The following is a 25,398-nucleotide window of genomic DNA, read 5'->3' as shown; positions in this document are numbered from 1 at the left end:
ATCGCAGCAGGCAGCCAACAAAAAACCCGCTCGAGAGCGGGTTTTTTGTTGGCCTGGGAAAGCGGCTTACACCAGCTTTTCCAGCTCCGGGATGGCCTCGAACAGGTCGGCGACCAGGCCGTAGTCGGCCACCTGGAAGATCGGCGCCTCCTCGTCCTTGTTGATCGCCACGATCACCTTGGAGTCCTTCATGCCGGCCAGGTGCTGGATCGCACCGGAAATGCCGACCGCGATGTACAGCTGCGGCGCGACGATCTTGCCGGTCTGGCCGACCTGCATATCGTTCGGCACGAAGCCTGCGTCGACCGCGGCCCGCGAAGCGCCGACGGCGGCGCCGAGCTTGTCGGCCAGGGCGTACAGGTGCTTGAAGTTGTCGCCGTTCTGCATGCCGCGGCCGCCGGAGATGACGATCTTGGCAGCGGTCAGCTCAGGGCGATCGGACTTGGCCAGCTCTTCGCCGACGAAGGCCGAGGTGCCGGCATCGGCGCCAGCAGCCACGGCTTCGACGGCGGCCGAACCGCCTTCGGCGGCAACCGGATCGAAACCGGTGGCACGCACGGTGATCACCTTGATGGCCGCCGAAGACTGCACGGTGGCGATGGCGTTGCCGGCGTAGATCGGCCGCTTGAAGGTGTCGGCACTCTCGACCGCGATGATCTCGGAGATCTGGTCTACGTCCAGCTGCGCGGCCACGCGCGGCAGGAAGTTCTTACCGTTAGTGGTGGCGGCCGCCAGGATGTGGCTGTAGCCGGCGCCCAGTTCGGCGATCAACGGCGCGACGTTTTCCGGCAACTGATGAGCGAAGGCGGCATTGTCGGCCACCAGGACCTTGGATACGCCCTCGACCTTGGCCGCGGCTTCGGCGGCAGCACCGCAACCGGCGCCGGCAACCAGGATGTGGATGTCGCCACCGATGGCTTTGGCAGCCGCTACGGTATTGAGCGTGGCAGCAGCCAGGGCAGCGTTAGTGTGTTCTGCAACAACCAAGATAGCCATTTAGATTACCTTCGCCTCGTTCTTCAGTTTCTCGACCAGTTCAGCCACGGACTTGACCTTGATGCCGGCACTGCGAGCAGCCGGCGCTTCGACTTTCAGGGTCTTGACGGTGGACGCGGTGGAAACACCCAGGGCATCCGGGGTGACGGTTTCCAGCGGCTTCTTCTTGGCCTTCATGATGTTCGGCAGCGACGCGTAGCGCGGCTCGTTCAGACGCAGGTCGGTGGTGACGATCGCCGGCAGGCTCAACGCAACGGTCTGCAGCCCGCCGTCGATTTCACGGGTGACGTTGACCTTGTCGCCGGCAACGACCACCTTGGAGGCGAAAGTGCCCTGGGCATAGCCGGTCAGGGCACCGAGCATCTGGCCGGTCTGGTTGTTGTCGCTGTCGATGGCCTGCTTGCCCAGGATCACCAGCTGCGGCTGCTCCTTGTCGACCACGGCCTTGAGCAGCTTGGCCACGGCCAGGGAGTTCAGCTCGTCGCCGGACTCGACCAGGATGGCGCGATCTGCACCCAGAGCCAGGGCGGTGCGCAGCTGCTCTTGAGCTGCGGTCGGGCCGATCGACACGACGACGATTTCGCTCGCCACGCCCTTCTCTTTCAGGCGCACGGCTTCTTCCACGGCGATTTCGCAGAAGGGGTTCATCGACATCTTGACGTTGGCAAGATCAACGCCGCTGTTGTCCGCCTTGACGCGAACCTTGACGTTGTAGTCGACCACTCGTTTGACAGCTACAAGAACCTTCATGGATTCCTCGTTACTCTCCGGTGAATAGGAATGTCGCCAAAGCGAACATGGCGGGTGATGCCAGTCGGCCGGAACCGACTTTCAGCCCAGACGGCGAGCGCAAAACCGCCCGTATCTTGACCGCACGACCTAGCCCGGTCAATACGGCGAACCCGTCAGTCATCCGCGATGTAGTAAGATTCTACCAGCCCTACAGAAAATTCAAACAAACGTTTGTATTGGACCAGACACCGGGTGTAGATATAATGCGCGCGCACCGCTCAGGGAACGAGCCTGCCTGCCAAATAAAATATCGAGAGAGCCCTGATTAGGAGATAGCCTGTGGAACGCGAATTTATGGAGTTCGACGTCGTCATCGTCGGCGCCGGCCCTGCTGGCCTGTCCGCCGCCTGCCGTCTGAAGCAGAAAGCCGCCGAAGCGGGTCAGGAAATCAGCGTCTGCGTGGTCGAGAAAGGCTCCGAGGTCGGCGCGCACATCCTCTCCGGCGCGGTATTCGAACCCCGCGCGTTGAACGAGCTGTTCCCCGACTGGAAGGAACTCGGCGCCCCCCTGAATACCCCGGTCAAGCGCGACGACATCTACCTGCTGAGGAACGCCGAGAAGGCCAGCCGCATTCCCGACCTGTTCGTGCCCAAGACCATGCACAACCAGGGCAACTACATCATCTCCCTGGGCAATCTGTGCCGCTGGCTGGCCCAGCAGGCCGAAAACCTCGGCGTGGAGATCTACCCGGGCTTCGCCGCCCAGGACGCGCTGATCGACGAACAGGGCGTGGTGCGCGGCATCGTCACCGGCGACCTGGGCGTCGACCGCGAAGGCAACCCGAAAGAGGGTTACTACACCCCGGGCATGGAGTTGCGCGCCAAGTACACCCTGTTTGCCGAAGGCTGCCGCGGCCACATCGGCAAGCAGCTGATCCAGAAGTTCGGGCTGGACAGCGAGGCCGACGCCCAGCACTACGGCATCGGCATCAAGGAAATCTGGGACATCGACCCGGCTAAGCATGAGCAGGGCCTGGTGGTGCACACCGCCGGCTGGCCCCTGGACATCATGGGCACCGAGAACACCGGTGGCTCCTTCCTCTACCACCTGGAGAACAACCAGGTGGTGGTCGGCCTGATCGTCGACCTGTCCTACAGCAACCCGCACCTGTCGCCGTTCGACGAGTTCCAGCGCTACAAACACCACCCGGTGATCGCCCAGTATCTGGAAGGCGGCAAGCGGGTGGCGTACGGCGCCCGTGCCATCTGCAAGGGCGGCATCAACTCCATGCCGAAGATGGTGTTCAACGGCGGCGCACTGATCGGCTGCGACCTGGGCACCCTGAACTTCGCCAAGATCAAGGGCAGTCACACCGCCATGAAGTCCGGCATGCTCGCCGCCGAAGCGGTGGCCGATGCGCTGTTCGCCGGCAAGGAAGGTGGCGACCAGCTGACCGCTTATGTCGAGGCCTTCAAGGCCAGCTGGCTGTACGACGAGCTGTTCTGCAGCCGCAACTTCGGCGCGGCGATCCACAAGTTCGGCGCCATCGCCGGCGGCGCATTCAACTACGTCGACCAGAACCTGTTCGGCGGCAAGATCCCCTTCACCCTGCACGACACCAAGCCGGACCACGCCTGCCTGAAGAAGGCCAGCGAAGCGCAGAAGATCGACTACCCCAAGCCGGACGGCAAGCTCAGCTTCGACAAGCTCAGCTCGGTATTCCTCTCCAACACCAACCATGAAGAGGAACAACCCTGCCACCTCAAGCTCAGCGACCCGAGCATCCCGATCGCCCAGAACCTGCCGCTCTACGATGAACCGGCGCAGCGCTACTGCCCGGCCGGCGTGTACGAGGTGGTGACTCAGGAAGACGGCGAGAAGCGCTTCCAGATCAACGCGCAGAACTGCGTGCACTGCAAGACCTGCGACATCAAGGACCCCGCCCAGAACATCACCTGGGTGGCACCGGAAGGCACTGGCGGGCCGAACTACCCCAACATGTAAGACTCAAAAAAGGCTCCCTCGGGAGCCTTTTTCTTTATCGGCTAACAGCCCGCAACTAATCCGGCTGCGGGCCGAGTGGAAAGAACGAACCAGCGCTCCACACCCCCAGCCAGGTCTGGCCGTCGATCTCCCGCGGCACCGCCAGCTCGACCAGCTGATAAAACACATTGCGATGCACCAGCGCCTCCAGATTCGCGCGCACATGCACGTAGGGCGCAGGCTCCTGGGTCCGGTCATCCAGCTCCACCCGCAGCGGGTGCTCGGCCCCGGCCAGAACCTCATCCTCGACATTGCTGGTGAAATACAGCGCCTGCCGCTCCCCCTCCCCCTCTACGCGCAAGGTAACCGCCACGAAGGGCGCATCATCGACCCGAATGCCGACCTTCTCCACCGGCGTGACCAGGAAATAGTCGTCGCCGTCGCGACGGAGGATGGTGGAGAACAACCGGACCATCGGCTTGCGGCCGATCGGCGTACCCATATAGAACCAGCTGCCGTCCCGGGCGATACGCATGTCGATATCGCCACAGAAATCCGGGTTCCACAGGTGCACCGGCGGCAAACCCTTGGCTTCGCCCTTGGGAATCTGCGCCAGCAGCTCGCCGGCCTTGCCTGGATCACTCATAAAGACTCCTCAGCGCCCGACCCCGAGCAGGCTGCGGGCATAGTCATGCAAGGGAGGACCGATCAGGTCTTCCGGCCGGGCATCGTAGAACGTCAGGAAACCACCACGACTGCGAATCCGCGCGGTATCGACCAGATACCGGGTATTGGTCTCGATCAGCATCAGCTGAATCACACTGCGATCGGTGCCCAGGCGATCCAGCGCCTCCTGATCGACCCACTCATCGGCGGTGCCGATACGATCGTCGCTATAGGCGAAGCGACTGTACAGCAGATAATGTGCTCCGGCCTTGCGCGCCTGGCCCATGGCCTCCTCCAGGCCCAGGGGTGCACGGGAGCGACGGACCATGGGGAAGTACTCGACGAAGCCCTTGAAGGCCTCCTCGGCCACCACGTTGGGCCGCGGATAACCATGTCCAGGCGGCACGAAATGGCCCTGGGCAATGTAGATGAAGGAGTCCTGCTGCAGGCGCCGCGAAGCCATGCGCTCGGTCCGGCCATGATCGAGCACGCCCGCATCGCGCAAGTGGTACTCGGCACCGTCGGCCAGATCGCTGACCTTCATGCAGCCCCCTAGGGCCAGCAGGGCCAGGGTTAGCAGTAACAATCGCATCGCACTTCTCCCGTCGCCGGCGACGAAAAACCGGCAGATGGCGAGGCAATGCAGGTTCCGCGCCATAACGCCGCCCGAGACAGACGGCAGCTGAGCCGGCACGGATCGACGGCTCTCGCAAGCAGTTCGGCAATCCGGACCGAAGACCGAGCCAGTGCTCAGCCGCCGATGATCTTCATCACCGTCGCCCCGCCGGAGAAGGCCACCTCCTGCTTATCGCCCAGCGCCTTGACCAACAGGCGCTGCAAGGCCGGCAGCGCCTGGTGGCGCGGCTTGTCCAGCAGATCGCCGACATAGTGGCGGTTGCTCGAGGACAGACAGCCATGCAGCCAGCCGGTGGACGACAGGCGCAGACGCGAGCAGGTGCGGCAGAAGGGCACGCTCTCGTTGGCGATCACCCCGAAGAAGCCCCGGCCGGGAATCTCGTAGCGCAGGGCCGTGGCATCCACTGGCGCGTCGGCCTGGGTGAAGCCATGGCGCTCGCCGATCATCGCCAGCAGCTCGGGCATGCCGACGAACTGCCGGAGGAAGCCGTTGCCGTCACGGGCCAGGTGCCCCATGCGCATCAGCTCGATGAAGCGCAGCTCGAAACCGCGCTCCAGGCAGTAGTCCAGCAGCGGCAGGACCTGATCGAGGTTCTGCTCGCGCAGCGGCACCATGTTGACCTTGATCTTCAGCCCGGCCGCTCGCGCCTCGTCCATGCCAGCCAGCACGGTAGCCAGGTCCCCACCGCGGGCGATGGTCCGGAACGCAGCGGCATCGAGGGTGTCCAGGGACAGGTTGAGGCGGCGGATGCCGCACTCCACCAGCAGCGGCAACTTGCGCGAGAGCAGCTGGCCGTTGCTGGTCAGGCTGATATCGTTCAGCCCCAACTGGCCGACGCCACGCAGGAAGGTCTCCAGCTTGGGGCTGACCAGCGGCTCACCGCCGGTAACGCGCAATCGCTCGATGCCGGCCGCCTCGATCAGATAGGCCACGCCACGCACCATGGCGTCGGCGGACAACTCATCCTGGGCCGCCACCAGGCGCTTGCCGTCCGGTACACAGTAGGTGCAGGCGTAATTGCAGGCCGCGGTCAGGCTGACCCGCAGGTTGCGAAAACGTCTGCCTTGGCGATCAACGATCATGGAGGGCTCCGGCGATTGATAGCCCCGAGTATATCGCCGGCGGGAGGGCGGCACATGCGCCGCGCACGCTATTGACCGGCTGAATAACGTCACCCGGTCGGTGTTTCACCGTCGCGCTTGCGCTTGTTGCCCATGCGCACGCCGATATCCATGAGGAACTGGAAGAAGCCCTCCTGGTCCTCCAGCACATTGCTCCAGAATGGCGAGTGGTACAGCGCCACCGCGCCATGCACCAGGGCCCAGGCGGCGCAGTAGTGGAAGTAAGGCGGCACGTCTTCCAGCTTGCCTTCGGCGATGCGCCCCTTGATCAGCTGGGTCAGGCGCTCGAAGTTGGAGGCGCGGATCTTGTGCAGCTGCTCGACCATCTCGGGCACCTGATTGCCCTTGACCACCTTCTCCTCCAGCCGGTCGAACAGGCGATAGCGCTGTGGATCGCGCATGCGGAACTCGAAGTAGGCGCGCGACAGCGCCTCCTTGTCACGGTCCACGTCGGCCGAGTGAAACAGCTCGTTCAGATCGCGCTCGTAATCGAGCATCAGGCGCAGGTAGATCTCCGCCTTGGACTTGAAGTGCTTGTAGATGGTGCCTTTGCCGATACCGACCGCGTCGGCAATCATCTCGACGGTCACGCTGTCTTCGCCCTGCTCGAGGAACAATTTCAACGCGGTATCGAGAATTTCCTGTTCGCGGCGGCGAAACTCACGGACCTTACGGGGTTCTTTCTGCATAAAAGGACTAAGAGGTCAAAAATCGAAGCGGGCTATTATGCCTATCTAGCGTCAAATTGCACGGATCATCCGACCATGTACGGCATTCACGATGAGTTTCCCCAGGTCGCCGGCTTGCGCTACCTGAACCACGCGGCAGTCTCACCCTGGCCGCAACGCGCGGTTGTGGCCGTCAGCCGCTTCGCCGAACAGAACGCCCGCCACGGCGCCCGCGACTACCCGGCCTGGCTACAGGTCGAAAACACCCTGCGCGAACGCTTGACGCGCCTGTTCAACGCACCGAGCAGTGCCGACATCGCCCTGGTCAAGAACACCTCCGAGGCGCTGTCCTTCGTAGCCTTCGGGCTGGACTGGAAGGCCGGCGATCAGGTGATCATCAGTGACGAGGAATTTCCTTCCAATCGCGTGGTCTGGGAAGCACTCAAACCGCTCGGCGTGGAAGTGCTGCAGATCGCCCTGCAGGGTAGCGATCCCGAGGCCAGACTGCTCACGGCCTGCGGTCCGCGCACCCGCCTGCTGGCAATCAGCGCGGTGCAATATGCCAGCGGCCTGCGCCTGGACCTGGAGCGCCTCGGCCATGGCTGTCGCCAGCGCGGCGTGCTGCTCTGCGTCGATGCGATTCAGCAGCTCGGCGCCCTGCCCTTCGACGTGCAGAGCAACCAGTGCGACTTCGCCATGGCCGACGGGCACAAATGGATGCTCGGCCCGGAGGGCCTCGGCGCCTTCTATTGCCGCAGCGAGCTGCGCGAACAACTGAAGCTGCATGAATACGGCTGGCACATGCTCGAGCACCCCGGCGACTACCAGCGCAAGGAGTGGCAGGTGGCCAAGACGGCTCGGCGATTCGAATGTGGCAGCCCGAACCTGCTCGGCGCCATGGCCCTGGAGGCCAGCCTGTCCCTGCTCGAGGAGGTCGGCATGCAAGAGGTGGGGCGTGCGGTGCAGGAACGCGTGCAATGGCTGCTCGACGACCTCGGTACGATGCCCGGCCTCAGCCTGCACAGCCCACGCAGTCCGGCGAGGCGCGCCGGGATCGTTACCTTCAGCCTGGCGGGCTGGGACAATCGGCTGCTGTACGAGCGTCTGAGGAGCGAACAGGTGATCTGCGCCCAGCGTGGCGGTGGCATCCGCCTGTCGCCACACTTCTACAGTGAAGGGCGAGTAATAGAGGAAACCCTACGCTTGCTGCACCAGCTGGCAGCAGGATGAGGACTCAACAGCAGCCGCGGTATTCCAAAACCGTTTAAAAAGGCGCCGAACCGTGGTGGACGATCGGGAATCTTCGCCAATACTTAGGGGTACTGGTGCGCGGCATCTCCCCCCAAGTGCCCCGCCAGGCAAGGTACCGTGGACCGCGTACCTTGATTTACTCCTAATGGTCTTAACCCGGATTCATCCCCCAGAACCCGGGTTTTTTTTGCCCCGAGATCCGCAACGCAGCCATCGGAGCGACCTCGCCCTAGTCGACCCGCGCCAGCGGGAACAGGCGCTTGAAGTTGGCACTGGTCTGCTCGGCCAGGGTTTCGAAACCCACCCCGCGCAACTGCGCCAGGTACTCGGCCACTTCGCGCACATATTCCGGCAGGTTGGGCTTGCCGCGATAGGGTACCGGCGCCAGATAAGGCGAGTCAGTCTCCACCAGCAGCCGATCGGCCGGCACCTGGCGGGCGACTTCGCGCAACGCCTCGGCATTGCGGAAGGTGACGATGCCGGACAGCGAGATGTAGAACCCCAGATCCAGCGCCGCCCTGGCCATCGCCCAATCCTCGGTGAAACAGTGCAGCACACCGGCCTGCGGCAACGCCGCCTCGCGCAGCAGCGCCAGCGTGTCGGCCCGCGCCTCGCGGGTGTGCACGATCACCGGTTTGCCGGTGAGCTGGGCGGCGTGCAGGTGCAGGCGAAAGGCCTCTTGCTGGGCCTGTGCAGCTTGCGGCTCGTAATGGTAGTCCAGCCCGGTTTCACCGATGGCCACCACGTGCGGGTGGCTCAACTCGGCCAGCAACCAGTCCAGGGCAGGCGCCGCGCCGGGCTCAAGATCCAGCGGGTGCACCCCCACCGAGCAGTCGACGTCGGCATAGCGCTCGGTCAGCGCCTTGACCGCCGCGGCGTTGTCGGCGCTGACGCCGATGCAGAGAAAGTGTCCGACGCCGCGTGCGCGCGCGGCATCCAGCGCCGCATCGAGCGAGCCCTGATACGCGGCCAGATCGAGGCGGTCGAGGTGGCAGTGGGAATCAACCAGCATGGATAGCAATCACTTGAGAATCGATGCCGCTAGCGGCATCGCGGGCCCGGACGTCCTGGTGAAAAAGTAGCGACCTACATGGTATGGGTCGGACGGTCCGACTTCAGCGCACCCGCCAGGTAGGTTTCGATCTTGTTGCGGGCGGTGTTGTCGCCCTCGTTGAACTGCACGCCCACGCCCGCGGCACGGTTGCCCTGGGCGCCCTTGGGGGTGATCCATACCACCTTGCCGGCGACCGGAATCTTCTCCGGCTCATCCATCAGGTTGAGCAGCATGAACACCTCATCGCCGAGCTTGTAGCTCTTGTTGGTCGGAATGAACAGCCCGCCATTCTTGATAAAGGGCATGTAGGCGGCATAGAGCACGGACTTGTCCTTGATGGTCAGGGACAAGATTCCATTACGCGGACCCAAGTTAGGTGGCAAGCTCATGCGGCATTCCTAGCGTCATTACTCAATGGCCGATTCTAGCCCGGTCCGGGCAGGCTTGCCCACCGCACCAAGAGCGCTTCGAGAAGCAACACACTGTTCAGGTTGGCCTTGCCCAGCACTTTCTGCCGCTGCTGCAACAGCCAGTCCTGGGTCTCCAGCACCCTGGCCTGCGGCGCCTTGTCGGCCAGGTACTGCACCACCTTGCGCATGTCCTCGAGCCCCAGTCCCTGCTCGTCGCGGGTCAGCTGGTAACGCAGCATCGACTGCGCCCAGTCGCAGAACCAGTCGAACAGCATAGGCATTGGCAGGTTCTTCCAGGCCTCGGCCAGCTGGCTGGCGGCGATCTGCTGCTTGAGCAGCTTCTTCACCCCGTCCACCACCAAGGCGCGCTGCTCGCGCACGCCCTGTTGCTGCAGGCTGCGCGCGGTCAGCGGCGAGCCGCCCGCCAGGCTCAGCAGCTCCCGGCACTCCACTTCGCCGCACTCCGGCAAGGTCCGGGTCAGCCAGGCCAGACTGGTCGCCGGGTCCGGCAGCGGACAGGCCTGCTGCACGCAGCGACTCTTGATGGTCGGCAACAGCCGGCTCGGCTGATGGCTGAGCAACAGCAGCACCGTATCGCCGGAGGGCTCCTCCAGGCTCTTGAGCAGGGCATTGGAGGCGGCCAGAGTCATGTCTTCCGCCGGCGGTTCGGCGATCAGCACGACCTTGCGTCCGCTCAATTGCGCGGTCTTGTTGACGAAGCCGATCAGCTCGCGGACATCGTCGACGCCGACGCTCTTCTTGTCCCCACTCGGCTTGAGTTCGAAACTGTCCGGGTGGCTGCCCGCCGCGAGCAGGTGACAGCCCTTGCACTGTCCACAGGCCTCCAGGCCCGCCGGCTGCTGACACAGCAGAAGCGCCCTCAGGGACTCGGCCAGATCGCGCTTGCCGATGCCGGCAGGCCCCAACAACAGGTAAGCGTGGGCATGCCGAGTGCGGCCGGCCAGCTGCCGCCACAGTTCAGCCTGCCAGGGATAGACCTCAGCCACGGCACAGCTCCAGAATCTGCGGCAACAGTGCGTCCAGGGCCTGCTGCACTTCGCTCAGGGACTGCGAGGCATCCAGGACCCGATAGCGCTGCGGCTCCGCGGCCGCACGGCGCAGGTAGGTCTGACGCACGGCATCGAAGAAGGCTCGCCCCTCCTGCTCGAAGCGATCCAGGCGTCCCCTGGCCGCGGCGCGAGACAGGCCGACCTCGATCGGCAGATCGAAGACCAGGGTCAGCGCCGGACGCAGAGCGCCCTGCACATAGTCCTCGAGCACGGCGATGCGCTCCTCCGGCAAACCGCGACCGCCGCCCTGGTAGGCATAGGTGGCATCAGTGAAACGATCGCAGAGCACCACACAACCGCGCGCCAGGGCCGGGCGAATCACCCGGTCCAAGTGCTGGGCCCGCGCCGCGAACACCAGCAGCAGCTCGGTATCGGCCGCCATCGGCTCCTCGCTCGGCGCCAGCAATAGCTCGCGCACACGCTCTGCCAGCGGCGTGCCGCCGGGCTCACGGGTCAGCAGCACCTCGATGCCGTGTTCCGCCAGGCGCGCGGCCAGGTACTCGCGATTGGTGCTCTTGCCGGCCCCTTCCGGGCCTTCCAGGGTGATAAACAGACCGCTCACGGGGCGTCCTTCTGATGGCTTGACTGTGGGGCGGGACTGGAGCGGTAGCCTGCGCGACGATTGAGCTGATAGGCACGCACCGCCCGATTGTGCGCCTCCAGGGTGTCCGAGAAGGCATGGCTGCCATCGCCCCGGGCCACGAAATACAGGCTCTTGCCCGCCACCGGGTGCAAGGCCGCGTGGATCGCCTCGCGCCCGACCAGGGCGATCGGCGTCGGCGGCATGCCGTCGATGACATAGGTGTTGTAGGGAGTGGGTTCGCGCAGGTGGGCACGGGACAGCTTGCCGTTGTAGCGCTCGCCCAGGCCGTAGATCACCGTCGGGTCGGTCTGCAGGCGCATGCCGCTGCGCAGGCGACGGACGAATACGCCGGCGATCGCCCCCCGCTCCTCCGGCACGCCGGTCTCCTTCTCGATCATCGAGGCCATGATCAGGGCGTCATAGGGCTCGCCGTAAGGCAGACCTTCGGCGCGCTGCGCCCACTCCTCGGCCAGCACCCGCTCCAGGCGCGCATAGGCCTGCCTGAGCAGATCCAGGTCGGTGGTGCCGCGCACGTAACGGTAGGTATCGGGGAAGAAGCGCCCCTCCGGATTGACCCCGGGCAGCCCGAGGCTCTCCATCAGCTGTGCATCGCTCAGCCCGGTCAGGCGCGACTCGAGCTTGCTGGCACGCTCCAGCGCCGCGCGCACCTGACGGAAGTTCCAGCCCTCGACCAGGGTCAGGCTGTATTGCACCACCTCGCCACGACGCCACTGCACCAGCATGTCGTTCACCGTCTGCCCCGGCACCAGGCGGTATTCGCCGCTGTGCAGGGGCTGACCACGCAGATTGAAGCGCCAGTAAAGCCGCAGCCAGAATGCGTCCTGCAGAACCCCTTCGGCCTGCAGGCGGTTGAGTACGCCCCCCGGCGTCGTGCCGGCCGGCACTTCGAGCAGGCGCTCCTCAGTCAGTTGCAAAGGCTGGTGCAGCGCCTTGTGTTGCTGCCAGGCGGCGAAAACCAGTAACAGGCCGGCCACTAACACGCCGGCTTCCAGAAGCAGCAATATCTTGCGTATCACAGATCAGCCGTCCAGTAGATCGCGGGCTATGGCCTGCAGTTTACGGGTGAGCGGGCCTACCGGCCAGTCGCGGCCCTGCAGCCGGCGAACCGGCCACACGCCATAGAGGCTGTTGCACAGAAAGACCTCGTCGGCGCTCAGCAACTCGGCGAGGTCGATGTCGCGCACCTCGCAGGGCACCCCAAGGGCATCGGCTTGCGCCAGCAACTCCGCGCGCATCACACCGGCCACGCCGCAACGCGAAAGGTCCGGGGTCAGCAAAACACCGCCCTTGAGCAGGAACAGGTTGCTGAAGACCCCCTCGATCACCCGTCCCGAAGCATCCTGCATCAGGCCTTCGGCATGCTCGCCATCCTGCCACTCGCTGCGCGCCAGCACCTGCTCCAGGCGATTGAGGTGCTTCAAGCCGGCCAGCAGTGGCTGCTCCGCCAGGCGCATCGCACAGGGAAACAGACGCACACCTTGCTCGGCATGCTCCGCCGGGTATGCCGGTCTCGCGCCGCCGAGCAAGAGGCGTCGCGCTACCGCCGGCTGCGGCGGCGCATAGCCACGCAAGCCGTCACCCCGGGTGAGGATCAACTTGGCCACGCCCTCGCCCATCTGCCGACTGAAGGCGAGCAGTTCGTCCCGGAGCAAGATCGCATCGTATGGCAACCCCAGGCGCGCACAACCTTCTGCCAGGCGCGCCAGGTGGCGCTCCAGCAACGCTGGCCGGCCGCCACGCACGGCGACGGTTTCGAACAGACCATCGCCGTAGGCCAGGCCGCGATCCCTGACAGACAGCAGCTCGGCCGGACGACCGTCGACCCAGCTCAGCATCAACCGGCGAACCGGCGGAACACCAGCGAGCCGTTGGTGCCGCCGAAACCGAAGGAGTTGGACAGCACCACGTCGATGTCCATCGCCTTGGCCTGGTGCGGCACGAAGTCGAGGTCGCAGCCCTCATCCGGCTGATCCAGGTTGATGGTCGGCGGAGCCACCTGCTCGCGCAGCGCCAGCACGCTGAAAATAGCCTCCACCGCACCCGCGGCACCGAGCAGATGGCCGGTCATGGACTTGGTCGAGCTGACAGCCAATTTATAGGCGTGCTCGCCGAACACCGACTTGATGGCCGCCACTTCGGCCTTGTCGCCTGCGGACGTCGAGGTGCCGTGGGCATTGATGTACTGCACCTGGCTGCCTTCGAGCCCGGCGTCGCGCAGGGCATTGGCCATGCAGCGGGCCGCACCCGCCCCATCTTCCGGCGGCGAGGTCATGTGGAAGGCATCGCCGCTCATACCGAAACCGATCAGCTCGGCGTAGATGGTCGCGCCGCGGGCCTTGGCATGCTCCAGCTCCTCCAGCACCAGGGTGCCGGCGCCGTCGGACAGGACGAAACCGTCGCGATCCTTGTCCCACGGACGGCTGGCCTTGGTCGGCTCGTCGTTGCGGGTCGACAGCGCCCGCGCCGCGGCGAAGCCGCCGATGCCCAGACCGCAGGCGGCCATCTCGGCGCCACCGGCGACCATCACGTCGGCTTCGCCGTAGGCGATATTGCGCGCCGCCATGCCGATGCAGTGGGTGCCGGTGGTGCAGGCGGTGGCGATGGCGTAGTTAGGCCCCTGCAGTCCCAGGTGGATCGACAGGAAGCCGGAAATCATATTGATGATCGAGCCCGGCACGAAGAACGGCGAGATGCGTCTCGGCCCCTGCTCGTGCAGCGACTTGCAGCTGTTCTCGATGTTGGTCAGGCCGCCGATGCCGGAGCCCAGCGCCACACCGATGCGCTCACGGTTGGCATCGGTTACTTCCAGCCCGGAGTCACGCACCGCCTGGAAACTCGCCGCCAGGCCGTACTGGATGAACAGGTCGAGCTTGCGCGCCTCCTTGGCCGACAGGTACTGCTCGACGTCAAAGCCCTTCACCGAACCGCCGAAGCGGGTGCTATAGGCCGACAGGTCCATGTGCTCGATCGGGCCGATGCCGCTGCGCCCGGCCAAAATGCCCTGCCAGCTGCTCGGCACATCGTTACCCAGTGGCGACACCATGCCCATACCGGTAACCACGACGCGTCTACGCGACACAGCAATCTCCTCTTGTTTCGGTTTGCAACGCTTGGGATGCGCTTAAAGAAAAGCCGCACGCCCGATGAAGGCGTGCGGCTTTTCCAAGTCGGGAATCGACGATTCGCTTATTGCGCGTGCGCAGTCACGTAATCGATGGCTTCCTGAACGGTGGTGATCTTCTCAGCTTGCTCGTCCGGGATCTCGGTCTCGAATTCCTCTTCGAGGGCCATCACCAGCTCAACGGTATCAAGAGAGTCGGCACCCAGGTCTTCGACGAAGGAAGCGCTGTTGGTTACTTCCTCTTCTTTGACGCCAAGTTGCTCGGCAACGATTTTCTTGACGCGTTCTTCGATGGTGCTCATACCTTGTTCTCACTCCTAATGGGACAAATCCAGGCCACTGGTCTGCGGCCAAGTGTATAGAAAGGGTTTTTAGCATTTCAAGCTGAATGCCGGGGTGCCCCCAGGAACACTTCAACGATCTGTCTATAAACCTGTTGCAGCTTTATACCGGATTCTAGACAGCGACTATGACAGTTTTCCGAAGGCATCCGTCACATTCAGCTCATGTACATACCGCCGTTCACAGGGATAGTAGCCCCTGTGACGTAGGCTGCGCCATCCGAAGCGAGGAAAGCGACCACTTTCGCGATCTCTTCGGCTTGCCCCAGACGGCCCAGCGGAATCTGTGTCAGCAGCGCATCACGCTGCGCTTCCGGCAGCTCTCGGGTCATGTCGGTATCGATGAAACCGGGCGCCACCGCATTCACGGTGATTCCCCGCGAGCCGACTTCCCGGGCCAGCGCACGACCGAAACCCTCCAGCCCAGCCTTGGCAGCGGCGTAGTTTACCTGCCCCGCGTTGCCCATGGCCCCGACCACCGATCCGATATTGATGATGCGACCGAAACGCGCCTTGGTCATGCCGCGCAACACGGCCTTGGACAGGCGATAGAGGCTGTTCAGATTGGTATTGATGACGTCGAACCACTCGTCGTCTTTCATGCGCAGCATCAGGTTATCGCGCGTGATGCCGGCGTTGTTGACCAGGATCAACGGCTGCCCCAGGTGCTGCTGAATATGCTCCAGGGTGCTGGCCACCGACTCATCGTTGCTGACATCCAGCACCAGGCCGGCCCCTTCGATGCCGTTGGCCCTCAGGGTTTCGGCGATGCGCTCGGCACCGGATGCGGAAGTCGCGGTACCGATGACCACGGCGCCTTGGCGCCCCAGCTCAAGCGCGACAGCCTGGCCGATACCACGGCTCGCGCCGGTAACCAGGGCAACTTTACCTTGCAGGCTCATAAAACCTCTCCTCAATCAGGCCAAGGCCGCGCGGGTGGCGGCGAAGGCGTCTGGGGTATCCAAATTATGGGTATTGATGCCTTTGACACAGCGCTTGTTCAGCCCCGACAGCACCTTGCCCGGACCACACTCGACCAGATCGGTCACGCCCTGATCGGCCAGACAGACCATCGACTCGACCCAGCGAACCGGGCTATAGAGCTGGGCCAGCAAGTCGCGCTTGAGCGCATCGAGATCGGCCACTGCAGCCGCACTGACGTTCTGTACCAACGGAATCTGCGGCGCCTGCCAGGCGATCGCCGCCACGGCCTCGGCAAAGCGCTCGGCTGCCGGGCGCATCAAGGCGCAGTGCGACGGCACGCTGACCGGCAGGGGCATGGCGCGCTTGGCACCACGTGCCTTGCACGCCTCGACCGCACGCGCCACCGCCGGCGCGGCGCCGGCGATCACCACCTGGCCCGGCGCATTGAAATTGACCGCGCTGACCACCTCGTCCTGCGCCGCTTCGGCGCACGCCGCCAGCACGTCGGCATCGTCCAGGCCGAGGATGGCCGCCATGCCGCCCTGACCAGCCGGAACGGCCTGCTGCATCAGCCGGCCACGGTGCTCGACCAATTTCACCGCCGCGGCAAAATCCAGGCTGCCGGCAGCCACCAGAGCCGAATACTCGCCGAGGCTGTGGCCGGCGACGAACGCCGGGCGTGCACCGCCCTGCGCCTGCCACAAACGCCACAGGGCGATGGAAGCCGCGAGGATCGCCGGCTGAGTCTTGTCGGTTTGATTCAATTGCTCTTCCGGCCCCTGCTGGGTCAAGGCCCACAGGTCGTAACCGAGCGCATCGGAGGCTTCGGCGAAGGTGTCGATGATCAGCGGCTGCTGAGCGCCATGCTCGGCCAGCATCGCCAGGGACTGGGAGCCCTGACCAGGAAAGACAAAGGCGAGGGATGCAGACATATATAGGTTTCCCTAGTGGTCTTAGCGTCGGGGGAATCGCGACAAGGCATAGCCAAACGCAACAAACTGACAGTTGGATGACAGGCCGCCAGCCGCGGTCACATCCTAGAACAACAGATCCTCGAGGCGGCCATGCAGGCGCTGCGGCAGGTTCTCTTCCACCTCCTGCAAGGCCCGACGAATCGCGCTCTTGAAGCCTTCCTGCCCCGCTGCACCATGGCTCTTGACCACGATACCCTGCAGGCCGAGAAAGCTCGCGCCATTATGCCGAGCGGGAGCCAGCTCGGCGCGTAAACGCCGCAACAACGGCATGGCCAGGGCACCGATCAGGCGCGCCGCCGTCCCTTCTCGAAACAGCGCCTCGATACGCGCCGAGATCATCTGTGCCAAGCCCTCACTGGACTTGAGCAGGATATTGCCGACGAACCCATCGCACACCACCACATCGGCCTCGCCGCGATACAGGCCATCGCCCTCGACAAAGCCGCTGTAGTTCAGCCCCGCCGCCTGCTGCAACAGGTTAGCCGCCAGCTTGACCTGCTGATTCCCCTTGATGTCCTCGGTGCCGACATTGAGCAGCGCCACCCGGGGCCGAACGATCCCCATCGCCTCGGCAGCCACCGAACCCATCACGGCAAACTGATAGAGGTGCTCGGCACTGCAATCGACGTTCGCCCCCAGATCGAGCAACTGACAATGTCCTGCACGGGTCGGCACGGCCGCCATCATCGCCGGCCGGTCGATGCCCGGCAGCGTCTTCAAGACATAACGCGACAAGGCCATCAACGCCCCGGTATTGCCGGCACTGACGCAGGCCTGGGCACGGCCGCTGCGCACCAGCTCCAAGGCGACGCGCATAGACGCATCCGGCTTATTGCGCAGAGCCTGGGCCGGCCGCTCATCCATGCCGATCACTTCGCCGGCATGCTCGACGCGCAGGCGCGCACGATCGACCTTGGGATTCCGGGCGATCAACTCTTCTAGAAGGGGGGATTGGCCAACGAGGACCAGGTGCAGCGAGGGGTATTCGGCCAGACAGGCGATGCTGGCTGGAACAATGCAGTGGGGACCGAAGTCCCCACCCATTGCATCAATCGCGATGATCGGAGCGGACAAGGATTACTCGTCAGCGCCCTTGTCGATCACTTTGCGACCACGGTAAACGCCTTCCGGCGAAACGTGGTGACGCAGGTGAACTTCACCGGTGCTCTTCTCGACGGACAGCGCATTGCCCTCGAGGGCATCGTGCGAGCGACGCATGTCGCGAGCGGAGCGGGATTTTTTGTTCTGCTGAACAGCCATAACTAATTAACTCCTAAACGTTTGGGTCACGCTTTAACTGTGCCAATACACTGAACGGGTTGGACCGCGTTACCTCGTCCTCGCTCGGCGAGGGCTCTTCGAGGCCTGCCGGCTGCTGGCAATCTTCAGGATCATGGGCCGGCACTATGGGCAAGGCGAGCAGCAGCTCATCCTCAACCAGAGCCAGCAGATCCAATGGCTCTTCACCCAACTCCAGCACGTCATAGCCTTTCGGCATAGACTGGGTATTCGCACCTTCTTTCACCACAGCGTAATCACATGCGCTTTGGATCGGTAGAGCGACCAGCTCCAGACAACGCTGGCAAACCATCTTGACCTCGACCTCGAGCTCGCTGTGCATAACCACGGCGTTGCGCTCGTCGCGCTCGAAGACAAACTTCGCGCTTACCGTGCCGGCATTATCGGCAAGCGGGTCGCAGAGCCTGTGCAAGTCGGCCAGCGCCACCACTCCCTCGAGAGCGGTACCACGATCGGCCAATTTGCGCGGATCAACGTGAGGTGGAATCGGACCATTCGACATAGGCGCCGCATTCTAGGGATGCGCCCACCCCCTGTCAAAGGAAATTCGGCCTGTCCAGCACCCGGAGCGACCGCTAGAATCGCCCTCCTTATATAAGGAGTACGTCATGCTGCCTCTGGTGCTCGCTTCCAGCTCCCCCTACCGCCGCGAACTACTGGCCCGCCTGCGCCTGCCCTTCAGCTGGAGCGCACCGGCCATCGACGAGAGTCGCTTGCCGAACGAGGACGCCAGCAGCCTGGTTCGCCGCCTGGCCGAGGAGAAAGCCCGCGCCCTGAGCGACAGCCACCCACACCACCTGATCATCGGCTCCGACCAGGCGGCCGTCCTGGATCAGGACATCCTCGGCAAGCCGCATGACTTCGCGCGCGCGCGCAGCCAGCTACTCGCCGCCAGCGACCGCAGCGTCACCTTCCTGACCGGCCTGGCCTTGCTCAACAGCGAAACCGGCCAGTGCCAGGTCGACTGCATTCCCTTCACCGTGCACTTTCGCCCCCTGAACGAAGAGCAGATAGGGCGTTACCTGGAGGCGGAGCAGCCCTACGACTGCGCCGGCAGCTTCAAGGCAGAAGGCCTGGGCATCAGCCTGTTTCGCAGCACCGAAGGCAGCGACGCCAACAGCCTGATCGGCCTCCCCCTGATCCGCCTGGTGGACATGCTGCACGAGGCCGGCATCGACATTCCCTGACAGCCGAACGAAGAAGCCCGGCCAAGGCCGGGCTTCAGCAGCAGCGAAAAACCTAGCGCAAGACCGGCCCCTGGAAGCCCATCCACATGGCCAGATGCTCGGCGACACTGGCCCCGAGGCGCTTGGCGAAACGATCGAACGGGGTTTCCTGAACAGTGAAGTCGACCACCTCCTCCACCCCAACCACTTCCCGCGCCACATAGCTGGAATTACCCAGGGCGTCGACCAACCCCAGCTCGAGCGCCTGCTCGCCAGACCAGACCAACCCCGAAAACAGCTCGGGATGAGCCTCCACCTTCAAGCGCTCACCCCGCCCCTGCTTGACGCTGTCGATGAACTGCCGATGAGTGGTCTCCAGAACCCCCTGCCAGAAACGCTCCTCCTCCTCCTTGGGCGGCTGGAACGGATCGAGAAAGGTCTTGTGCTCGCCCGACGCATACACCCGACGATCGACACCCAGCTTCTCCATAACCCCGACGAAGCCGAAACCCGCCGCAGTCACACCGATGGACCCGACCAGACTGGCCTTATCGGCATAGATCTGATCCGCCGCACTGGCGATGTAGTAGGCCCCAGAGGCCCCCAGATCACTGATCACCGCATACAGCTTGATCGCCGGATACTTAGCGCGCAGCCGGCGAATTTCGTCATAGATATAACCGGACTGCACCGGACTGCCGCCCGGACTATTGATCCGCAGTATCACACCCTTGGTATTGGCATCCTCGAAGGCCGCGCGCAGGCTACCGACGATATTGTCGGCACTGGCCACCTCTTTGTCGGCGATCATCCCCCGGACTTCGATCAGCGCGGTATGGGCACCACTCTTCGACGCCCCCTTCTGCCAATCGAGCAGCGGCGCAAACAACGCCAACGCCACGAACAGGTAAAGGAAGGTCAGCAGCTTGAAGAATATCCCCCAACGCCTGGCCCGACGCTGCTCCTGCACACCAGCCAGCAGGGTCTTTTCCAGCAGCTGCCAGCTCTTGGCATCGCCCTCACCCACAGCCGACACCTTCCACTCATCCGACATAATGACTCACCTCATCCTTCTGCTCGGTTGCACCACCCTCGAGCCAGGTGCGCAACGCCGTGAAATCCTCAATCGCCAGCTTCGGAGCATAGCGGCGCAACGCCGATAAAGGCTGCGCACCATACCCCACCGCCACCGAATCCATGCCGGCGCGCTGCGCCATCAGCAGATCGAAAGCCGAATCCCCGACCATCAACGCCCGAGCCGCGGAGACCCCGCAATGGGCGAGAATCTGCTCCAGCATAAGCGGGTCCGGCTTGCTCGCTGCCTCGTCCGCGCAGCGCGTCGTATCGAAATAATTCAGCCAGCCACGCTGCGCCAGCACCCGATGCAGGCCATGACGCCCCTTACCCGTCGCCACGGCCAGGGCATAGCCTGCGGCACGAAACGCCTCAAGCGCCTCGGCCACCCCCGGGAACAGCGCCGATGGCTCGGCCTCCAACGCCAGGTACTGCTCACTGTAACAACGCCGGAAACGCTCAACGAGGCTTGGCTCGTCCAGCTCTGGGTACAGGGAACGAATCGCCTCGGGCAGCCCAAGACCGATGATGCCCTTGACCCGCAGATCGCTGCAGCGCTCCAGCCCACAGACATCGGCCGCACGGTGCATCGACTCGACGATACGACCAATGGAGTCGACCAGAGTGCCATCCCAATCGAAGATCAGCAGCCGATAGTCAGACACTCAGCCGCCCCAGCGTATGCGCCCACATTTCATCGACCGGCGCCTCGAGGCGCAGCTCGCCGCCATCGGGCAGCGGCACCACCAGGGCATAGGCATGCAGGAACAGGCGCTTGCCGCCCAACTCGCGTATTTCCCGCGTGAAATCGTCATCGCCATACTTGCTGTCGCCGGCGATGCAGTGCCCGGCATGCTGGGCGTGCACACGAATCTGATGGGTACGACCGGTCACCGGCTTGGCCTCCACCAGGGTGGCGAACTCGCCGAACCGACGCAGCACGCGAAACAGGGTCAGCGCCTCCTTGCCCTCCGCGCTGACCTCGACCATGCGCTCGCCCGAGCGCAAATTGCTTTTCTGCAGCGGCGCATTGACCTGCTTCTTCGCCGTAGCCCAGTGACCGCGCACCAGGGCCATATAGCGCTTGTCCACGCCATCGCCGCGCAAGGCCTCGTGCAGGTGACGCAACATGCTGCGCTTCTTGGCGATCATCAGCAGGCCGGAGGTATCGCGATCGAGGCGATGCACCAATTCCAGCTCCTTGGCATCCGGACGCAACTGGCGAAACGCCTCGATCACCCCGAAGCTCAGGCCGCTGCCACCGTGCACGGCGATGCCGGCCGGCTTGTTCAGCACGATCAGCCCCTTATCCTCATAGAGGATCGCCGCCTCCAGACGCTCCAGCAGCCCCTGCGCCACCGGCACCGGCTCGTCGCGCTCGGCCAGACGCAGCGGCGGCACGCGCACCACATCGCCGGCCTGCAGCTTGTATTCGGGCTTGATCCGCCCCTTGTTCACCCGCACCTCGCCCTTGCGCAAGATGCGGTAAATCAAGGTCTTGGGCACACCCTTGAGCTGAGTGCGCAGGAAGTTGTCGATACGCTGGCCGGCGAGTTCCGGTGCAACCTCGAGCAGCTGGACGCCGGAGGTTGGAGAGGCAGGAATAGTCATCGCGCAATCATAACAATTTTTCATGGATTTGAAGCACTTAATCATTGCTGCTATAGTCGCGAACGCCGCCAAAAGTGGCCTGGTCTGCGGATGTGCGCCAAACTACCATCCCCACACCGACGCAACCCATTCAGGACGCGAGGCCGTCCGACGGGTTCTTCAGAGATAGAAAGGCCACAATGGCCCTCGGAGAACTCGGAAATAACGCCTTAGTAATAGATGCGCAGCCCTCCCCTTTGGAGGGCTGCGGTGAATACCAACCCGCTGCAGATTCTGCGAGCGGCACCCGATTTTCAGCGATACGTGTAGGGTGGAGATGTACAACTGTCGGCCTGCGTAGCACATAGCTTTACCAAGACGCCTCATCTCGTCCGCTACCGGCAGCTGATTCCTCCTCCTGAGCAAGTGCTTTCTGTCACAACAGCAAGCAGGAGACGTCTGTCGCGGCCCAGCACAACTGGCTGACTGCCGCTTGACAATGAAACGATTTACGACCGTTTCTGACGCGCCTGACACCGACCCTGAGAGTCGTGTGTGCCGAACGCCGTTTCCGCCAGCACCGGAAACCGACGGTACTACATGAAAAGAATGCTGATTAACGCAACTCAACCCGAAGAGTTGCGTGTTGCCCTCGTCGACGGCCAACGCCTGTACGATCTGGACATCGAATCGGGCGCCCGCCAGCAGAAGAAGGCCAACATCTACAAAGGCCGCATCACCCGCGTCGAACCCAGCCTGGAAGCCGCCTTCGTCGACTTCGGCTCCGAGCGCCACGGCTTCCTCCCCCTCAAAGAAATCTCCCGCGAATACTTCAGCAAGGCCCCCGAGGGCCGCGTCAACATCAAGGACGTGCTCAAGGAAGGCCAGGAAGTCATAGTCCAGGTCGAGAAAGAGGAACGCGGCAACAAGGGCGCAGCCCTCACCACCTTCATCAGCCTGGCCGGCCGCTACCTGGTACTGATGCCGAACAACCCGCGCGCCGGCGGCATCTCCCGACGCATCGAGGGCGAGGAACGCAACGAACTGCGCGAGGCCCTCAACGGCCTCAACGCCCCGGCCGACATGGGCCTGATCGTCCGCACCGCCGGCCTCGGCCGCTCCAGCGAAGAGATGCAGTCGGACCTCGACTACCTGCTGCAGCTGTGGAGCGCCATCAAGGAAGCCTCCCTAGACCGCGCCGCGCCTTTCCTGATCTACCAGGAGAGCAACGTGATCATCCGCGCCATCCGCGACTACCTGCGCCAGGACATCGGCGAAGTGCTGGTCGACAGCGTCGAGGCCCAGGAAGAAGCCCTGACCTTCATCCGCCAGGTGATGCCGCAGTACGCCAGCAAGATCAAGCTGTACGAAGACAGCGTCCCGCTGTTCAACCGCTTCCAGATCGAAAGCCAGATCGAGACCGCCTTCCAGCGCGAAGTGAAGCTGCCGTCCGGCGGCGCCATCGTCATCGACCCGACCGAGGCCCTGGTGTCCATCGACATCAACTCGGCACGCGCCACCAAGGGCAGCGACATCGAGGAGACTGCCCTGCAGACCAACCTCGAAGCGGCCGAAGAGATCGCCCGCCAGCTGCGCCTGCGCGACATCGGCGGCCTGATCGTCATCGACTTCATCGACATGACCCCGGCGAAGAACCAGCGCGCCGTCGAGGAGAAGGTGCGCGAATGCCTGGAAGCCGACCGCGCCCGCGTCCAGGTCGGCCGCATCTCGCGCTTCGGCCTGCTGGAGATGTCCCGCCAGCGCCTGCGTCCGTCGCTCGGCGAGACCAGCGGCATCGTCTGCCCGCGCTGCGACGGCCAGGGCATCATCCGCGACGTCGAATCGCTGTCGCTGGCGATCCTGCGCCTGATCGAGGAAGAGGCCCTGAAGGACCGCACCGCCGAGGTCCGCGCCCAGGTGCCGATCCCGGTCGCCGCCTTCCTGCTCAACGAGAAGCGCAACTCGATCACCAAGATCGAGCTGCGCACCCGTGCGCGCATCGTCATTCTGCCGAACGATCACCTGGAAACCCCGCACTTCGAGGTGCAGCGCCTGCGTGACGACAGCCCGGAAGCGCAAACCAGCCAGTCCAGCTACGAGATGGCCACGGCGGAAGTCGAGGAAGAGAAGCAGGCCGCCGCCACCCGCACCCTGGTCCGCCAGGAAGCCGCGATCAAGGCCGCCCCGCCCCGCACCGCACCGACCCCGACTCCGGTCGAGGAAGCGCCGGTTGCCGCTCCGGCCCCCGCCAGCGAACCTAGCCTGTTCAGGGGCCTGGTCAAGTCGCTGGTCAGCCTGTTCGCCGGCAAGGAAGAGGAAAAGCCCGCGATCATCGAGAAGAAGACCAGCGAACGCCCGGCCCGCAGCGAAGAGCGTCGCAGCGGCCGCCAGCAGAACCGCAGCCGCGGCGGTCGTCGCGACGAGGAGCGCAAACCGCGTGAAGAGCGCAAGCCGCGCGAAGACCGTGCACCGCGCGAAGAACGCCAGTCCCGTGAAGAGCGCGCGCCCCGCGAGGAGCGTCAGCCCCGCGAAGAACGCCAGCCGCGTGACGCCGTAGAGGTACGCGAGCCCCAGGAAGTGCGGCAGTCGCGCCCACCGCGGGAAGGGCAGGAAGGTCGCCGCGAGCGCAAGCCGCGCGAAGAGCGCCAACCGCGTGAACTGCGCGCCCCTCTCGACGCACCGGAAAGCACCGCCAGCGAAGAGCCCCGCGCCGAGCGCGAGCGCCCGCAACGCGAACCGCGCCAGCCACGTCCGCCCCGTGAGGAGCGGGTAGCCCGCGAAGAGCAGAGCCAGGCCGAAGAGGAAGTACTGAACACCGAGGCCCAAACGGCAGACGACGACCAGGAAGGCAGCGAAGGCGCAGAGCGCCCACGTCGTCGCTCCCGTGGCCAGCGTCGCCGCAGCAATCGTCGCGAACGCCAGCGTGATGCCAGCGGCAACCTGATCGAAGGCGGCGAAGAAGCCAGCGAGACCGGTGACGAAACTGCCGCCACGCCGGGCGCGGCTGCGGCCGTAGTGGCGGCCAGCGAAGTGGCCAGCGAAGCCGCGAGCAGTGAAGCGCCAGTCGCCGAGCAGGCTGCCAGCGAAACCCCGAGCGAGCAGGACGAACGCCCGGCAACCCAACCGGCACCTGCCGCAGAAGCCGAGCAGATCGAAGAAGCCGCTCCGGCCTCCGCCGAAACCCCGACACCGACTCCCGAAGAAGCGCCAAGCGTGAGCGAGGAGAAGCCCGAAACCGCCCAGGAGGTCGCTGCGGCAGAACCCGTCGCCGAACCTGCTCCGACCGCCGAGGCGGAACCGGCTCCGGCCCCGACTCCTGCACCAAGCGCCGGCGGCCGCGCGCCGAACGATCCGCGCGAAGTGCGTCGTCGTCAGCGTGAAGCCGAACGCCTGGCCCGCGAAGCCGCCGAAGCGGCAGCCGCCCCGCAGGCCGAGCCGGCCCCGGTCGATGCCGAGCCGACGAGCGAGAGCAGCGACACCGCCGAGACCAAGGTCGAAGCCGTCGAACAGGTTGCAGACGAAGCCGCAGAAGCTCCTGCCAAGGCAGCCGAGCAGCCTGATCATCAGGCTGAAGACGCCGAAAAGCAGCAAGATGAGCAGGCGGAGAAAGAAAAGCCGCACGCCTGACGCTGTTCGGCAACAATAAAAAGGGGATGCTTCGGCATCCCCTTTTTATTGCGGCGTTATGGACCCTACGAAGGGCTTGCGTGATCCTGG

At 64.3% G+C, this 25,398-nt stretch carries 26 protein-coding genes; 4 read left to right on the top strand and 22 right to left on the bottom strand.

The annotated features are described in order from the left end of the window. Positions 1–66 precede the first annotated feature (66 nt). The gene (locus tag ACSX1C_RS03060; protein ID WP_439888181.1) at positions 67–996 is read right to left on the bottom strand and encodes an electron transfer flavoprotein subunit alpha/FixB family protein; all 930 of its coding nucleotides are present in this window, start codon (positions 994–996) and stop codon (positions 67–69) included. After that, a complete protein-coding gene (locus tag ACSX1C_RS03055; protein WP_439888180.1) occupies positions 997–1,746 on the bottom strand; it encodes an electron transfer flavoprotein subunit beta/FixA family protein in 750 nt (249 codons plus the stop codon). A 321-nt stretch (positions 1,747–2,067) separates the two neighbouring features. On the opposite strand from ACSX1C_RS03055, the gene ACSX1C_RS03050 reads away from it, so the two are divergent. Next, positions 2,068–3,732, top strand: a complete 1,665-nt coding sequence (locus tag ACSX1C_RS03050; protein ID WP_439888179.1) for an electron transfer flavoprotein-ubiquinone oxidoreductase — start codon at positions 2,068–2,070, stop codon at positions 3,730–3,732. 55 nt (positions 3,733–3,787) lie between these two features. Here ACSX1C_RS03050 and ACSX1C_RS03045 read toward each other — a convergent pair whose 3' ends face one another. The 4 genes from ACSX1C_RS03045 to ACSX1C_RS03030 form a co-directional block, all read right to left on the bottom strand. Beyond that, positions 3,788–4,357 carry a DUF1285 domain-containing protein gene (locus ACSX1C_RS03045; RefSeq protein WP_439888178.1) on the bottom strand — a complete coding sequence of 190 codons (570 nt, stop codon included), beginning with the start codon at positions 4,355–4,357 and terminating at the stop codon, positions 3,788–3,790. Between the two features lie 9 nt (positions 4,358–4,366). Next, on the bottom strand, positions 4,367–4,969 hold the full coding sequence (locus ACSX1C_RS03040) for a DUF4823 domain-containing protein (RefSeq protein ID WP_439888177.1): 603 nt from the start codon (positions 4,967–4,969) through the stop codon (positions 4,367–4,369). Positions 4,970–5,127: 158 nt separating this feature from the next. Continuing rightward, positions 5,128–6,096: a GTP 3',8-cyclase MoaA gene (locus ACSX1C_RS03035; RefSeq protein WP_439888176.1), complete on the bottom strand. Its 969-nt coding sequence runs from the start codon at positions 6,094–6,096 to the stop codon at positions 5,128–5,130. An 89-nt stretch (positions 6,097–6,185) separates the two neighbouring features. Next, positions 6,186–6,824, bottom strand: a complete 639-nt coding sequence (locus ACSX1C_RS03030) for a TetR/AcrR family transcriptional regulator (RefSeq protein ID WP_318642124.1) — start codon at positions 6,822–6,824, stop codon at positions 6,186–6,188. A 75-nt stretch (positions 6,825–6,899) separates the two neighbouring features. Between ACSX1C_RS03030 and ACSX1C_RS03025 the strand changes: the two genes are divergently transcribed. Next, positions 6,900–8,033: an aminotransferase class V-fold PLP-dependent enzyme gene (locus tag ACSX1C_RS03025; protein WP_439888175.1), complete on the top strand. Its 1,134-nt coding sequence runs from the start codon at positions 6,900–6,902 to the stop codon at positions 8,031–8,033. Positions 8,034–8,283: 250 nt separating this feature from the next. Here ACSX1C_RS03025 and ACSX1C_RS03020 read toward each other — a convergent pair whose 3' ends face one another. The 13 genes from ACSX1C_RS03020 to ACSX1C_RS02960 form a co-directional block, all read right to left on the bottom strand. After that, on the bottom strand, positions 8,284–9,066 hold the full coding sequence (locus ACSX1C_RS03020; RefSeq protein WP_439888174.1) for a TatD family hydrolase: 783 nt from the start codon (positions 9,064–9,066) through the stop codon (positions 8,284–8,286). A gap of 74 nt (positions 9,067–9,140) precedes the next feature. Next, a complete protein-coding gene (locus ACSX1C_RS03015; protein ID WP_042556691.1) occupies positions 9,141–9,497 on the bottom strand; it encodes a PilZ domain-containing protein in 357 nt (118 codons plus the stop codon). Positions 9,498–9,532: 35 nt separating this feature from the next. Beyond that, entirely contained in the window at positions 9,533–10,525 is a 993-nt protein-coding gene (locus ACSX1C_RS03010) for a DNA polymerase III subunit delta' (protein ID WP_439888173.1), read from the bottom strand. Further along, positions 10,518–11,150 carry a dTMP kinase gene (gene tmk, locus ACSX1C_RS03005; RefSeq protein ID WP_439888172.1) on the bottom strand — a complete coding sequence of 211 codons (633 nt, stop codon included), beginning with the start codon at positions 11,148–11,150 and terminating at the stop codon, positions 10,518–10,520. Before tmk ends, ACSX1C_RS03010 begins: the two co-directional genes overlap by 8 nt. After that, positions 11,147–12,208, bottom strand: coding sequence for an endolytic transglycosylase MltG (gene mltG, locus ACSX1C_RS03000; protein ID WP_439888171.1), 1,062 nt, complete (start codon positions 12,206–12,208; stop codon positions 11,147–11,149). Before mltG ends, tmk begins: the two co-directional genes overlap by 4 nt. 3 nt (positions 12,209–12,211) lie before the next feature. Continuing rightward, positions 12,212–13,027: an aminodeoxychorismate lyase gene (gene pabC, locus ACSX1C_RS02995; protein ID WP_439888170.1), complete on the bottom strand. Its 816-nt coding sequence runs from the start codon at positions 13,025–13,027 to the stop codon at positions 12,212–12,214. Then, the gene (fabF, locus tag ACSX1C_RS02990; protein ID WP_439888169.1) at positions 13,027–14,271 is read right to left on the bottom strand and encodes a beta-ketoacyl-ACP synthase II; all 1,245 of its coding nucleotides are present in this window, start codon (positions 14,269–14,271) and stop codon (positions 13,027–13,029) included. The genes pabC and fabF overlap by 1 nt, the downstream gene beginning before the upstream one ends. A gap of 107 nt (positions 14,272–14,378) precedes the next feature. Then, positions 14,379–14,615, bottom strand: coding sequence for an acyl carrier protein (acpP, locus tag ACSX1C_RS02985; protein ID WP_003245177.1), 237 nt, complete (start codon positions 14,613–14,615; stop codon positions 14,379–14,381). 197 nt (positions 14,616–14,812) lie between these two features. Further along, positions 14,813–15,556 (bottom strand): 3-oxoacyl-ACP reductase FabG, encoded by a 744-nt coding sequence (gene fabG, locus ACSX1C_RS02980; RefSeq protein WP_439888168.1) that lies wholly within the window; start codon positions 15,554–15,556, stop codon positions 14,813–14,815. 15 nt (positions 15,557–15,571) lie between these two features. Then, on the bottom strand, positions 15,572–16,510 hold the full coding sequence (gene fabD / locus ACSX1C_RS02975; RefSeq protein WP_439888167.1) for an ACP S-malonyltransferase: 939 nt from the start codon (positions 16,508–16,510) through the stop codon (positions 15,572–15,574). 105 nt (positions 16,511–16,615) lie between these two features. Then, positions 16,616–17,626 carry a phosphate acyltransferase PlsX gene (gene plsX, locus ACSX1C_RS02970; protein ID WP_439888166.1) on the bottom strand — a complete coding sequence of 337 codons (1,011 nt, stop codon included), beginning with the start codon at positions 17,624–17,626 and terminating at the stop codon, positions 16,616–16,618. Between the two features lie 3 nt (positions 17,627–17,629). After that, on the bottom strand, positions 17,630–17,812 hold the full coding sequence (gene rpmF, locus ACSX1C_RS02965) for a 50S ribosomal protein L32 (protein WP_025167420.1): 183 nt from the start codon (positions 17,810–17,812) through the stop codon (positions 17,630–17,632). A 13-nt stretch (positions 17,813–17,825) separates the two neighbouring features. Beyond that, positions 17,826–18,353 (bottom strand): YceD family protein, encoded by a 528-nt coding sequence (locus ACSX1C_RS02960; protein WP_439888165.1) that lies wholly within the window; start codon positions 18,351–18,353, stop codon positions 17,826–17,828. 106 nt (positions 18,354–18,459) lie between these two features. Here ACSX1C_RS02960 and ACSX1C_RS02955 point away from each other — a divergent pair, with 106 nt between their 5' ends. After that, positions 18,460–19,038: a Maf family protein gene (locus tag ACSX1C_RS02955; protein ID WP_439888164.1), complete on the top strand. Its 579-nt coding sequence runs from the start codon at positions 18,460–18,462 to the stop codon at positions 19,036–19,038. Between the two features lie 52 nt (positions 19,039–19,090). Here the strand turns inward: ACSX1C_RS02955 and sppA are convergent, their stop codons facing one another. From sppA to rluC, 3 genes are read right to left on the bottom strand one after another with little or no spacing between them, the layout of a single operon-like run. After that, a complete protein-coding gene (gene sppA, locus ACSX1C_RS02950) occupies positions 19,091–20,071 on the bottom strand; it encodes a signal peptide peptidase SppA (protein ID WP_439888163.1) in 981 nt (326 codons plus the stop codon). After that, a complete protein-coding gene (locus ACSX1C_RS02945; protein WP_439888162.1) occupies positions 20,061–20,756 on the bottom strand; it encodes an HAD-IA family hydrolase in 696 nt (231 codons plus the stop codon). Before ACSX1C_RS02945 ends, sppA begins: the two co-directional genes overlap by 11 nt. Continuing rightward, positions 20,749–21,702, bottom strand: a complete 954-nt coding sequence (gene rluC / locus ACSX1C_RS02940; RefSeq protein ID WP_439888161.1) for a 23S rRNA pseudouridine(955/2504/2580) synthase RluC — start codon at positions 21,700–21,702, stop codon at positions 20,749–20,751. The genes ACSX1C_RS02945 and rluC overlap by 8 nt, the downstream gene beginning before the upstream one ends. A gap of 579 nt (positions 21,703–22,281) precedes the next feature. On the opposite strand from rluC, the gene rne reads away from it, so the two are divergent. Next, positions 22,282–25,308, top strand: coding sequence for a ribonuclease E (gene rne / locus ACSX1C_RS02935; protein WP_439888160.1), 3,027 nt, complete (start codon positions 22,282–22,284; stop codon positions 25,306–25,308). Positions 25,309–25,398: the final 90 nt, after the last annotated feature.

The sequence above is a fragment of the Pseudomonas sp. MBLB4123 genome, from assembly GCF_051904775.1.
Lineage (GTDB): Bacteria > Pseudomonadota > Gammaproteobacteria > Pseudomonadales > Pseudomonadaceae > Aquipseudomonas > Aquipseudomonas benzenivorans_B.
This window is presented reverse-complemented; position numbering and strand designations above follow the sequence as displayed.